The organism is Flagellimonas sp. HMM57 (assembly GCF_021390175.1).
In the GTDB taxonomy this organism is placed as follows: Bacteria; Bacteroidota; Bacteroidia; order Flavobacteriales; family Flavobacteriaceae; genus Flagellimonas.
In genome coordinates, this window is sequence record NZ_CP090004.1 from 2,315,387 (window position 1) to 2,327,784 (window position 12,398).

The 12,398-nt window shown below is 38.9% G+C and carries 12 protein-coding genes; 1 reads left to right on the forward strand and 11 read right to left on the reverse strand.

What is annotated here, in order from left to right; all coding sequences use genetic code 11:
* Positions 1-241: 241 nt before the first annotated feature.
* Both LV716_RS10240 and LV716_RS10245 read right to left on the reverse strand, forming a co-directional pair.
* Positions 242-958: a hypothetical protein gene (locus LV716_RS10240; RefSeq protein WP_163417643.1), complete on the reverse strand. Its 717-nt coding sequence runs from the start codon at positions 956-958 to the stop codon at positions 242-244.
* A 59-nt stretch (positions 959-1,017) separates the two neighbouring features.
* Complete coding sequence (locus LV716_RS10245) at positions 1,018-1,632, reverse strand: Crp/Fnr family transcriptional regulator (RefSeq protein ID WP_163417644.1); 615 nt, start codon at positions 1,630-1,632, stop codon at positions 1,018-1,020.
* A gap of 218 nt (positions 1,633-1,850) precedes the next feature.
* Between LV716_RS10245 and LV716_RS10250 the strand changes: the two genes are divergently transcribed.
* Positions 1,851-3,038, forward strand: a complete 1,188-nt coding sequence (locus LV716_RS10250) for a DUF1343 domain-containing protein (protein WP_163417645.1) — start codon at positions 1,851-1,853, stop codon at positions 3,036-3,038.
* Positions 3,039-3,113: 75 nt separating this feature from the next.
* Here LV716_RS10250 and LV716_RS10255 read toward each other — a convergent pair whose 3' ends face one another.
* The 9 genes from LV716_RS10255 to proC all read right to left on the reverse strand — a co-directional run bounded on the left by LV716_RS10255 (position 3,114) and on the right by proC (position 12,390).
* Entirely contained in the window at positions 3,114-4,712 is a 1,599-nt protein-coding gene (locus LV716_RS10255; protein ID WP_233759106.1) for a M1 family metallopeptidase, read from the reverse strand.
* Between the two features lie 273 nt (positions 4,713-4,985).
* Complete coding sequence (locus LV716_RS10260) at positions 4,986-5,519, reverse strand: GNAT family N-acetyltransferase (protein WP_163417646.1); 534 nt, start codon at positions 5,517-5,519, stop codon at positions 4,986-4,988.
* A gap of 192 nt (positions 5,520-5,711) precedes the next feature.
* Positions 5,712-6,998, reverse strand: a complete 1,287-nt coding sequence (gene argH, locus LV716_RS10265; protein ID WP_163417647.1) for an argininosuccinate lyase — start codon at positions 6,996-6,998, stop codon at positions 5,712-5,714.
* Positions 6,995-7,405 carry an ACT domain-containing protein gene (locus tag LV716_RS10270; RefSeq protein WP_163417648.1) on the reverse strand — a complete coding sequence of 137 codons (411 nt, stop codon included), beginning with the start codon at positions 7,403-7,405 and terminating at the stop codon, positions 6,995-6,997. The genes argH and LV716_RS10270 overlap by 4 nt, the downstream gene beginning before the upstream one ends.
* A 10-nt stretch (positions 7,406-7,415) precedes the next feature.
* On the reverse strand, positions 7,416-8,489 hold the full coding sequence (locus LV716_RS10275; RefSeq protein ID WP_163417649.1) for a M20 family metallo-hydrolase: 1,074 nt from the start codon (positions 8,487-8,489) through the stop codon (positions 7,416-7,418).
* Entirely contained in the window at positions 8,486-9,265 is a 780-nt protein-coding gene (argB, locus tag LV716_RS10280; RefSeq protein ID WP_163417650.1) for an acetylglutamate kinase, read from the reverse strand. The genes LV716_RS10275 and argB overlap by 4 nt, the downstream gene beginning before the upstream one ends.
* Before the next feature lie 12 nt (positions 9,266-9,277).
* Positions 9,278-10,243 (reverse strand): acetylornithine carbamoyltransferase, encoded by a 966-nt coding sequence (locus LV716_RS10285; protein WP_163417651.1) that lies wholly within the window; start codon positions 10,241-10,243, stop codon positions 9,278-9,280.
* An 84-nt stretch (positions 10,244-10,327) separates the two neighbouring features.
* Complete coding sequence (locus tag LV716_RS10290; protein ID WP_163417652.1) at positions 10,328-11,476, reverse strand: aspartate aminotransferase family protein; 1,149 nt, start codon at positions 11,474-11,476, stop codon at positions 10,328-10,330.
* A gap of 119 nt (positions 11,477-11,595) precedes the next feature.
* Positions 11,596-12,390, reverse strand: coding sequence for a pyrroline-5-carboxylate reductase (gene proC / locus LV716_RS10295; protein ID WP_163417653.1), 795 nt, complete (start codon positions 12,388-12,390; stop codon positions 11,596-11,598).
* Positions 12,391-12,398: the final 8 nt, after the last annotated feature.

Sequence of the window (12,398 nt, forward strand, 5' to 3'; positions counted from 1 at the left end):
ATTGATGAATGATTTTTAACCTGAATTAGGCAGACTTATTTCAGTGTTTCCAGAATTTTTTAATGGGAAAAAGGATTTATTTTAATGGCACTTATCGTTTGGTATATGAAAAGTAGGCAATTTCAAAGTACTAAACTTTCGGTTGAGCACAAAGTTTGATATAAGCCAAAAACCCTAATCTTACTACTATTAGCCCTATTTTTTATACATATTGTTGTATGGCGTTACTTGTTTTTTAAAGTCAGAATAAAAAACGCCACGTGAAATGTGTTGGGTAAATCTCAGATGAGCCATCTTTAAATAAGGATATGGGTTGATACATAAATCCAAGGGTAGACGCATTGAGTAAATCAAATCGTTTAAAAAACTGACCTTTGAACCCTATCATTAGTTCCAACTGTACAGCAGTCTGATTCGTGAAATCAGCCAGTGAAACTATTTCGTCCTCCCCGTTACTTCGATAATAATAAGTTGTTCCTAAACTTTCAGGGCCAATAAAATCCAAAGATTGAATAAACCTAATTCCACTTTGAACGAACATGTTCTTCGAATCAGCGTAATTGTTATCTAGAAAGTAAAATCGTCCCTGTATTGGAATAGCAATATTACATTGTCTAATGCCCGTATATTTTTTGTCAAGACCTGCTTGAACGATATTTAAAGTAGATGATAATTCAAGGTCGCCATCAAAATTGTATGAAACCTGTTCAAGCTCCAATCCAACAACTAATGAAAATCGCTTGTGAAGTGCTCTTTCGTACATAGTTCCCAATTGTAAGTTCGTACTTCCCGAAAAGTAAATGTCAGAAGGAAATTGACCTAGCATTGAAGAACCAGCTCCGAAGCTAATATACAAATTACTGTGTTTTTGAAATCCATCAGCATTCTCTTGCGCAATCATCTCTCTACCTATGGCTATGAGTATCAAAACCAATAATTTTTTTAAATGACATTTCATACCCCCTCGTTTTATATCGCAAAGGTATTTGGCGGAGTTAATTGAAAAAATAACTTGGGTTAAGTTCGTTTCCTATTCGTATGGATTCTTCGTTTTATTCTGCTCAATGATTCTGGCTTTACTTGTAGATAGGTAGCAAGGTACTTTTGTGGAATACGGTTTATATATTCAGGATATTGAGATAGTAGGTCAAGATAAAGTTCTTCTGGAGTGAGTGTTAGAAGCATGAGCTCACGCTGTTCCCTCCACATATAGTAGCCTTCGGTTGTTAACCTTCCAATACGTTCCCCGATGGCTGAGCCCTTGTAGAGTTCTTGTAAATTGTCATAATGTAGACTTACTAAACTAACGGCCTCAATAGCTTCTATGAAAATACGGGATGGTTGCCTCGAAAGAAAAGAAGCATAAGAATTGCTCAATTCGTTTTCAAACGCAAATTCAAAGCTTACTTCATCATCTCCTTTCATTATAAAATGTCGGACACAACCTGAAGCGACAGCTGAAAGATAGTTTTCAACCTCGCCCTCCTTGATAATAAATTCACCTTTTTTAAAGTGTCTAAGGTTCAAGAACGGTTTTATATAAGTCCAACTTTCAGTATTTATTTGAGCACTTTCTTCAAGGGCTGACCTGAATGCCTGATATAGATTTTTCTCAGTTAAATAATGATTCATTGCAAATTAAAGATATAGTTCAGTTCTACTGAGAATGCGATATTACTTTAAGTATATAAATTCGTTCTACTAACTATATTGAAATAAGTTCAACATAGGCAAGTGAAGTTCGGGAAATTTTTTAATGTAAAACAGCGCTGAATTGATAAATATGCCTTTTGGATTGATGCTTAGGATTATTGACTAAATAACGTACCTTACCCTTTAAACACATTACAATGGCAAAAGTAGCGGTCGGTCTTGAAGTTCTTGCAAAGGATATCAACCTGCAAAAACAGTTTATGGGCAACGTGGCCTTGCTTTGCCATAATGCTTCCATAGACAGTTCGTGCCATCATGCTTCTTACGTTTTCAAATCTATTTTTGGACATCGGTTTAAAAAACTTTTTGGTCCGCAGCACGGTTTTTCTACGGATGCTCAAGATAATATGATCGAGACGGACCATTCCATTCATCCGTATTTTAATATTCCCATTTACTCCCTCTACTCCGAAACCCGGGTGCCAACCGATGAAATGTTGGAGGGAATAGATCATTTTTTTGTAGATCTTCAAGATATTGGTTGTCGCATGTATACCTATGTCTACACCTTGACATTGTTGTTGGAAAAGTGTGCAACCAAGGATATCGAAGTCATTATTTTAGATCGTCCCAATCCCATTAATGGCAATACATTGGAAGGTAATATTTTGGATACTGAATTTGCCTCTTTCATAGGTAGACACCCTATGCCGGTAAGACATGGACTCACCATTGGGGAACTTGGATTGCTTCATCAGAAATTATGGGCCAGAGCGGCGGCGAACGTTAGGGTGATACACATGAAAGCTTGGGAAAGAGAGATGTATTTTACGGATACCGGACTGCCATGGGCGTTGCCCTCACCAAATATCGCCCGCGCCGAAAGTTGTCTTGTTTTCCCATCAACGGTGATGTTCGAAGGTACCTATTTAAGCGAAGGACGAGGTACCACCCAACCGTTGGAGATTGTGGGGCATCCTAAAATTGAACCCTTTTTGCTCTTTTCAAATCATCTAGAAAAAACAATAAAAGGTTTTGGACTGAAAGGTTTTGCCATTAGACCGATACTTTTTCTGCCGACCTTCCATAAATTTAAGGATAAGGTCTGTGGGGGTTTTCAAATCCATGTTACGGATAGGGAAACGTTTCAACCTTGGAGAACGGGACAATTATTAATGCGGGAACTTTTTTATCATATGGAAGCTGATTTTAAATGGTTGGAACCTCCTTATGAATACATTCATCACTTGGAACCCATCGATATACTTAATGGGACCGATACGCTTAAGCATTGGGTGGAAAAAAGAGGTACGCTCGAAGAACTTGAAGCCATGGAACATCTTGAGGCCTATAAAGAGCAACAACGGTCAATCGCTCTATATTGAAAATTATCTCACAAAGTGCACCCCCTTTCACCACGATGACTCGACACAATACCTTCAATATAATTTCCTTAAGAGTTACTTTTCCTCAAATAAAAGTTTAAGATATGGGTCTAGATGAATTGCAGTGGGACGAGAATCAACAGCAATTTCAAAGGAAGACTTTTTATCGCTTACTTGAACTGTTGAAATGAAGGACTTCCTCTTTTCCATGATTTCGATTTCCAGCGGAAAGTCAAAAACATGATGGTTTTGGGTTTGCTCAAGATGCACTAAAACTTTACCGTTTGTATAGGACCAATCCCATTCAATCGAAGGATAACCTTTAGTAAAAATCCATTGTTGGAAGAATTCTTCGAGCTTTACACCAGATGCATCTTCCATGGATTTTCTAAAATCGGAAGTCATGACATTGGAATTTCTATATGTTTTGTAATAGGCCCGTATGCCTTTCCAAAATACTTCGTCACCCAATTTATAGCGAAGCATGTTGAGCACCCAACCTGCTTTTTGGTACGTATTGGTGCTTAATACCTTCATGGGGTCTTTAATACTGAGGTCTACGATAGGTGATGGATTCTCTTGATAGTAATCTATAATTTGCTTCCTGTCAAGAGCAAGTTCTTCCTTCCTTTTGGTATCCCCATACACACTTTCCTGATAAAGAATGGCAAAATAGGTGGCAAAGCCCTCGCTAAGCCATACATGGTTCCAATCATTTTCAGTGGCTGAATTCCCGAACCATTGATGCGCAATTTCATGGGCAATCAGTCCTTCAACTTCGTTCTTTCCAGTGACCGAATTTTCAAAATAGGCAATGGTGCCCGCATTTTCCAATCCGCCCCACTGGGTCTTGGCTTGCATATTGGCCAACTTGGCGTAGGAATATGGGCCTATGTTGTTTATAAAATATTTTATGACATTTGTAGTTACACCATAATCTGAAAACCCGTCCAGACGATTTTCTGGGTATACCCAGGCAGATATGGGAATATCATCTACCTCGCCAAGTATTTTGCTTGCAAATTTGGTAACACCAATGGTCACTACCTTCATAGCAACTGGTGCAGGTTCTTTGTAGGTTGTTAATTTGTAGCCATTGCCCAAATTGCTTTCTTCTATTTTTTCTCCCGTGGCCACTACATCATAATGGTCGGGTGCCGTAATCCTGAACTCAATGGATGCCTTATCGGATGGATGGTCAACACAAGGCAGCCAATGCCGGGCTAGATTTGGCCAGTTGTCACCAAAAAAGGAACGTTGTCCAAATTTTGTGGTGTCTATGACCAGACCCCGCTCTGGAATTCCCTGATACTTTACTTTGAACGTTCTTGTCTTGGATTCCGAAGGCGTAGGTGTAATCGTAATTTTATTGTTTTTGAACGTATACTTTGTGGGAACATCACCTTCGAGAACGCCCTTCAGCTCCATGCCATAGCGACTTGCTTTTTTAATAAGGTCTATGCTAAATTCGTTGACTTCATTTTTAAAATCTACAGTAAACGCTGCTTCTCCAATAATGCTATCGTTCTCATCATTTAACGTAAGATTGAAAATATACCCTTGAACATCGGCGGACGAATTTCTTTGGTACGTATCCTGTGCTATTGTGAAAAAAGGAAATGTAAAAATTAGAATATACAGCAGCTGAAATGGCATTAAAGACGTACTTCTCATTTTAAAATTTTATACAGACGCAAACCTGACCCGAAGATACTTTATTAAAAGCTATTCACATTCGGTTACTAAAAATTATGAGATAAGGAAAATGAAGAATAAGGATGTCTGTTTTGATTGGTTTCCTGAAAGTTGAAAAGTTTTGTTTTTTTGAATAGCTGTTTACCGTGAAGGAAAGAATCATTTTACACATTTCATCCGAGCATAAATTTCTTAAACCGCTGAAAGGTAGTCGAATCAGTCATAATTGCGGTTGTCCATTATTGCCACACGTTACTTTTCAATTTCATATAGTACGCATTTTTCCAATTCTTTAAATTCAGAAAGTAAGGGATGATTAAAATTTCTGGTTTTTTTCATTCCGATTTTTTTCATCACTTTTTCTGATTTATGATTTGTGTCTGGGCAGATTGACTTAATATTATTTAAACCAATTTCGTTAAAGGCGAATTCAATACATCTCTTCGCACCTTCTGTCGCAAAACCTTTTCCCCATTCAGTTTGGGCTAATCTCCATCCGATATCTACGCAGGGTGTAAAATCAGACTCAAAAGTCTGTTCGGCAATTCCTATAAAGCCAATGAATTCATTATTATCGAGTTTATCAACAGCAAAATAGCAGAATTTATTTTTAGAAAATTGAATTTTCATTCTGTCAATGAATTCATCTGTCTGTTTTTGTGATTGAATGGCTGGGAAATGTTCCATCACTTTGGCATTAGAGTTAATCATTCCCATTTTAGATTTGTCAATTTCAGTCCAATTTCTAAATCCTAGTCTTTCAGACTTGAAAACATAATTTTCCATTCAATTCTTTCTAATGTATGGTAACGAATAATATAAAATATCGTTTCAATAAATTATATCGACTGATACTGAAACTACTTCGGCACGAGTAAGTGAAGTTCGGAAAACTTCAAATACCAACCAAGCACAATATCATGGAGATGTTTTTTTAATCGATAACTTATAACTCAAACATTAAAAATGAAATAGGATTTATAGACTAAACACTTTTTCCATTTTGGCCTGAATCTCCTCTAAACACAAATTCCCTAAACTTCCCTCATGGGTATGGTGTATGTCTTTTTTGGGTTGAAAAGTTCCGGCCTCAATTTCAGCGCCCATTTTTTTATAGGCATCCCTAAAGGGCATTCCATTTTTGACCAACTCGTTCAAGGTATCCACGCTAAAGAGGTAATTGTATTTTGGGTCATCGAGAATTTTGTCATTGACCTTGACTTCTTTTAGACTAAAGTGCATCAACTCCAAACATGCCTTAATATCTTGAATAGCGGGCACTATAACCTCTTTGACCAATTGAAGGTCTCTGTGATAACCACTTGGCAGGTTATTCGTAATAAGAACAAGTTGATTGGGCACTGCCTGGATCTTATTGCATTTGGCCCGGATCAGTTCAAAAACATCTGGATTCTTTTTGTGCGGCATAATACTGCTTCCCGTAGTCAGTTCATCCGGAAATGAAATGAAATCAAAATTTTGGCTCATATACAGACAGATGTCCATAGCCAGTTTGGAAAGTGTTGAAGCGATACTTGAAATACCGAATCCTGTCGCTTTTTCCACTTTTCCACGACCCATTTGGGCAGCAACTACATTGTATTTCATGGTTGCAAACCTCATTTCTTTAGTGGTACTTGTTCTGTCCACAGGAAAAGAACTGCCATAGCCCGCAGCGCTCCCCAGCGGATTCTGGTCGGCTATTTTATAAGCAGCATCAACAAAAAATAAGTCATCAATTAGGCTTTCGGCATACGCTGAAAACCACAGCCCAAAAGAAGAGGGCATGGCAATTTGTAAGTGTGTATACCCTGGAAGTAAGATAGCTTTATGCTTATCAGCTAAACCTAACAAAAGCTCAAAAAGGTTTTTCACCCCTAACTTTATTTCTGCTAACTCATTTTTTAGATAGAGTTGCATGGCTACCAAAACTTGGTCGTTTCGCGATCTGGCGGTATGGATTTTTTTACCGGTATCCCCAAGTTTTTCGATGAGCAGGAACTCAATTTTGGAATGCATATCCTCAAAAGTGTCCTCTATGGTAAAAGTGCCCTCCTCAATGGTTTTTGCGATACCATCCAATTCCCTGACCAAATCTTCTGATTCGTCTTTGTTGATCAAAGCTACTTCACCTAACATTTTTGCGTGTGCCTTAGAGGCGATTACGTCATACTTTGCCAGTAGCAAATCCAATTCCCTATCATTGCCTACCGTAAAATGGTCTATTTTTTGGTCTGTACTGAATCCTTTGTCCCAGAGTTTCATTTCTTCAGATTATAAGCGTTAGTTAATTTAAGCAGAACCTTTATGGCCTTTTCTGCATCTTTTTCTTCTACGAAGATATGGTCATGATAGTAAGCAGCAATTACATTACAACTAATTTTATCATTTGCCAGTGCTGTTGAAATTGCTGAAGTAAGCCCAATGGCGTGAAGAGCGGAATGAACGGTTAGCGTGATGCAGGAAGCTACAAAATCATAAGTTAGATTTGAACGGTCAGCATGCTCTTTTTTTAAAACAAGGGTTACTCCTTCATCTTCCTTGAAAGTTCCATGAACAATAGAAAAATCTATCTCATAAGAATGGGGTACGGTTACGAACACATACCTATTCTTGTGAAGGACAGGTTCCATATTGGATAAAAGTTTGGACAGATTTGTTTCTCCCGACATTCCTAAACTTTTAATTGCTTAAAAACCCTTTCAAAATCTTGATATACACATCTATGCCTTTCTCGATTTCATCTAGATAAATAAACTCATCTGCGGAATGCGAACGTGTGCTATCACCAGGTCCCAGTTTAACAGATTGGCAACTTAAGGCCGCTTGATCTGAAAGTGTGGGTGAGCCATAGGTTTTTCTACCAAGTGCAAGTCCGCTTTGTACCAAATCATGGTCTGGGTCAATTGCCGAGGAATTCAATCGTAACGAACGCGGGGTAATTTTACAAGGCGCTTCATTTTGAAGCATCTCCGCTATTTCCTCGTTGGAATAACGGTCATTTACCCGAACATCGATTACCAAATCGACCTGTGCGGGTACCACATTGTGCTGACTTCCGGCATTGATTTGCGTCACGGTCATTTTTACTTCGCCCAAGGCATCGGAAGTTTTATCGAATGTATATTTTTTGAACCACTCAAGAACCTCGATAGTGTTGTAAATGGAATTGTTATCATTTGGATGCGCCGCATGTGATGGTGTTCCTTCCACAACAGCATCAAAAACGACCAATCCCTTTTCAGCTATGGCCAGATTCATTAGGGTAGGCTCTCCAACAACGGCTACATCTATTTCTGGAAGCATGGGCAATAGGCCTCTTAAGCTTCGTTCCCCAGCATTTTCTTCTTCTGCAGTAGCTGCAATAATTATATTGTGACTTAGATCTTCATGATTATAAAAATGCGTAAAAGTGGCTAAAAGCGAGACCAAACAACCTCCTGCATCATTGCTTCCCAAGCCAAATAGTTTTCCATCTTCAATGTGTGGGTCAAAGGGGTCCTTGGTATAGGCACTATTGGGTTTAACGGTGTCGTGATGGGAATTTAAAAGCAGTGTGGGTTTGTTTTCGTCAAAGTATTTGTTGAAGGCATACACGTTGTTGAACTGTCGCTCCGTTTTAATTCCGAAGTTGGCCAACCATTTTTGAATGACATCTGCTGTTTCATCCTCTTCTTCAGAAAATGAACGAATGGCAATCAGCTCTTTCAGAAGTTGGATTGCTTTTTGGGTTAGTTCCGTTTGATGTACTTTCATAAGGTCAGCGTTGTAAAATTTGAATTTTCTTCTTGAAGCATATCACTGTTTCCTATACAAACTTGTTTTACATTTTGTTGCAATGCGTGGAAACAGTTGTGCATTTTTGGAAGCATTCCTTCCGCAATGATTCCTTCTGCTAAAAGGGACTTATATTTCTTGGAATCGATATGTTGAATTACGGAATTTTCGTCATCAATGTTTTGCAGTACTCCTTTTTTCTCAAAACAATAATATAATGTGGTTTCAAATTCAGAAGACATGGCTATCGCCAGTTCCGCTGCAATAGTATCTGCATTAGTGTTTAGAAGTTGTCCTTTACCATTATGGGTCAATGCGCAAAAAGTAGGGGTAAGGTCAGCCTTTAAAAGCATCGAAACAGTATCGGAATTTGCTTTTTCCACATCACCAACGAGCCCAAAATCAATAACGCCCACAGGTCTTTTCTTTGCAGTGATGGCATTTCCATCGGCACCGCTCATCCCAATAGCATTGCAATCCTGGGCTTGAAGTTCTGCTACAATTTTTTTGTTTAATAACCCGCCATAAACCATGATGGCAACGTCCAAACTCTCGGCATTGGTTATTCTTCTTCCGTTGACCATTTTAGCTACGACCCCAAGTTTTTCTCCAATCTCCGTGGCTTTTTTACCTCCTCCGTGAACCAAGATTTTGTTCCTATTAATTTTTGAGAATAGCTCCAAGAGATTAGATAACTCTTGGTCATCATTAATGATGTTACCCCCTATTTTTACTATGGATAATTTGGCTTTCATAGATTATCTCCTTTATTCTCTCCCTTTGGGAGAGGGAACATTACTGTTTTCCAATATCTTTTTTAAGACGATTTGGGCCGCAAACGTTCTGTTATTAGATTGTTCCAAGACCAAAGACTGTTCTCCATCCAATACGGCATCTTCAACCACTACATTTCTTCGCACGGGAAGACAATGCATGAATTTTGCATTTCCCAACTTAGCTTTGGTCATCATCCAACGGCTATCATGTGATAGTACCTTTCCATAATCTGAATAACTGCTCCAATTTTTTACATAGACAAAATCAGCACCTTCCAAAGCTTTATTTTGGTCATATTCAATATCACAACCTTTCGTAATTGACGGATTTAGTTCATATCCTTTTGGATGTGTAATGGTAAATTCAACGTTTTGCTTTTTTATCATCTCAGCAAACGAGTTTGCTACTGCATGCGGTAATGCTTTTGGGTGTGGAGCCCATGATAATACCACCTTGGGTTTTGGTTTGGTATTGTTTTCGGCAATGGTAATGGCATCAGCGAGCGCCTGCAATGGATGTGCTATGGAACTTTCCATATTTACTACGGGAATGGATGCGTATTTGCTAAAACCATTGAGCACTTCTTCTGCTTCATCTTTTGTTCTGTCTTCGAGTTTTGCAAACGCCCTTATGGCGATAATATCACAGTATTGGGAAACCACTTTGGCCGCCTCTTTAATGTGTTCCGAATTTCCTTGGTCCATCACAGTTCCATCCTCATATTCCAAGGCCCAACCCTCACTTCCAAAATTCATTACCATCACTTCCATTCCCATATGCATGGCTGCTTTTTGAGTGCTTAGCCGAGTGCGTAGACTATTGTTAAAAAATAAAAGACAGATAGTTTTGTGCTTCCCCATTTCTTGAAACTGATAGGGGTCTTTTTTTAATGCAATCGCTTCGTCTACCCAATTGGGAAGGAAATCAATGTCATTTATGGATAAATAGTTTTTCATTTTATTTTTTTGTCATTTTCAGCTTAGTTAAAGTCCATACCCTGAGCGTAGTCGAAGGGTGGAGTGTTGAGTTTGGCCGAAATATCATCCCAACTCTTTTTGTAGTCCCTCAAAAAATAAATCGATATGGGTTTTGGTTATATTCAGAGCGGGTAAAAACCGTAGCAGTTTTTTGTTTTTGGCACTTCCCGTGAACATGTGTTGTTTATAAATGAGCCTTTTTCGTAAATCCACCACTTCAAACCCAAATTCTAAACCTAGCATCAACCCCCTGCCTTTTATTTTTTTTATTTCTGAAAATGCTTTGGCTTTTTCTTTAAAATAGCTGCCCAACTCGGTAGCATTTACCAGCAAACCTTCTTGTTCCAGAACTTCTAAGACGGCCAAGGTTGCTGTACAGGCCAAGTGATTGCCGCCAAAAGTGGTTCCCAAGAGACCGTAAGAAGCTTTAAAGGATTCATGTACTAGAATACCACCGACGGGAAAACCGTTTCCCATGCCTTTGGCAATAGAAATAATATCGGGTTGTACACTTCGACTCCGCTCAGTGTCCAAATGATGTTGAAAGGCGAAAAACTTTCCACTTCGCCCAAATCCCGATTGTACTTCGTCCGCTATGAGGACAATCCCTTTCTTTTTACAATTTTCGGCAATGAATTGATAAAATTCAGTTGTGGGTTCATCCAAGCCGCCAACTCCTTGAATTGCTTCTAGGATAACGGCGCAGTACTCGTCCGAATTCACTGTTTTTTCAAAGGCTTCAAAATCGTTTAAAGGAAGAAAAGTAACCTCTTGCTGTTTGTTTATGGGTGCATTTATATTGGGATTGTCCGTAGCGGCAACTGCAGCTGAGGTTCTTCCATGAAAGCTGTTGTTAAAGGCGATTACCTTGGATTTTTGGGTATGAAAGGATGCCAGTTTTAGAGCATTTTCATTGGCTTCTGCGCCCGAATTGCACATAAAAAGGTTGTAAGCTTCACAGTTTGAGGCTTTTCCCAAAACGGAAGCAAGCTCTTTTTGAATTGGATTTTGGATGGAGTTGCTGTAGAATCCAATCTTGTCCAATTGCTCTTTTAACCTATTTACATAGTGGGGATGGGAATGTCCAATGGAAATCACGGCGTGGCCTCCATAGAAATCGAGATATTTTTTGCCCTTATCATCTGTTAGTTCAATACCCTTGGCAGATACTGGGGTGACGTCATATAAAGGATATACATCAAATAGTTTCATCTAAAGTTCAAGTTTAAGTATCAAGTGCAAATTCAAGTTCAAGTGTCAAGTTCAAACTCAAATATCAAATACAATTCTGTAGCTATAGGGTTGAGTTTGATTCTTGTGTTTGAGTTTTTTCATCCTTTTCTGATTTGGCTTATTTTTTCAAAAGAAGTGACTATTCCCCGTATCAGTGAAGAACTTAGTCCTTGGTGCTCCATTTCGTTCAATCCGGAAATTGTACATCCTTTCGGTGTCGTAACCCGATCTATCTCTTCTTCGGGATGGCTTCCAGATTCTATTAAGAGACTTGCGGCACCGTTACAGGTATGCATTGCCAGTTCTTGGGCTTCCTTGGCATCAAAACCCAACTGAATTGCTCCCTGGGTAGTTGCTCGAATCAGGCGCATCCAAAAAGCGATACCACTTGCGCAGATTACCGTCGCAGCCTGCATCTGTTCTTCGGGAATTTCCAATGTATGTCCCATTCGATTAAAAATGGCTTTGGAAAGGTCAATTCGTTTTTTTCCAAATTCGTTGCTGCAAAGGCATGTCATGGAACTCCCTACTGAAATAGCGGTATTGGGCATGCTACGGATGATGTACTTATCTGCACCAATAATCTCCTCTATTTTGGAAATATTGAAACCTGTTATAGTACTGATTACCACATGTTTTTCTGTTAGTAAATCTTTTACTTGCTCAAGAATATCTGAAAAATGTCCAGGTTGTACTGCAAAAATCAAGATATCGGATTTTTTTACGGCCTCACGGTTGTCCCAGGTAACAGTGACGTTGCCGTATTTTTCATAATCCATAATTTCTGTAGTGTTCCTTTTGGTCAAGTACATGGTCGTGGCGCCATTGCTGTGTAAAACTCCCTTTGCAATGGCCAAACCCAAATTTCCCGCTCCTATGATTGCTATTTTCATAATTTTCT

Coding starts and splice junctions, on each gene's coding strand:
- LV716_RS10245 (WP_163417644.1), bottom strand. CDS start 1,632: ATGAATCATTATTTAACTGAGAAAAATCTATATCAGGCATTCAGGTCA.
- LV716_RS10290 (WP_163417652.1), bottom strand. CDS start 11,476: ATGAAACTATTTGATGTATATCCTTTATATGACGTCACCCCAGTATCT.
- argH (WP_163417647.1), bottom strand. CDS start 6,998: ATGAAACTCTGGGACAAAGGATTCAGTACAGACCAAAAAATAGACCAT.
- LV716_RS10285 (WP_163417651.1), bottom strand. CDS start 10,243: ATGAAAAACTATTTATCCATAAATGACATTGATTTCCTTCCCAATTGG.
- LV716_RS10240 (WP_163417643.1), bottom strand. CDS start 958: ATGAAATGTCATTTAAAAAAATTATTGGTTTTGATACTCATAGCCATA.
- LV716_RS10275 (WP_163417649.1), bottom strand. CDS start 8,489: ATGAAAGTACATCAAACGGAACTAACCCAAAAAGCAATCCAACTTCTG.
- proC (WP_163417653.1), bottom strand. CDS start 12,390: ATGAAAATAGCAATCATAGGAGCGGGAAATTTGGGTTTGGCCATTGCA.
- LV716_RS10260 (WP_163417646.1), bottom strand. CDS start 5,519: ATGGAAAATTATGTTTTCAAGTCTGAAAGACTAGGATTTAGAAATTGG.
- argB (WP_163417650.1), bottom strand. CDS start 9,265: ATGAAAGCCAAATTATCCATAGTAAAAATAGGGGGTAACATCATTAAT.
- LV716_RS10270 (WP_163417648.1), bottom strand. CDS start 7,405: ATGTCGGGAGAAACAAATCTGTCCAAACTTTTATCCAATATGGAACCT.
- LV716_RS10255 (WP_233759106.1), bottom strand. CDS start 4,712: ATGAGAAGTACGTCTTTAATGCCATTTCAGCTGCTGTATATTCTAATT.
- LV716_RS10250 (WP_163417645.1), top strand. CDS start 1,851: ATGGCAAAAGTAGCGGTCGGTCTTGAAGTTCTTGCAAAGGATATCAAC.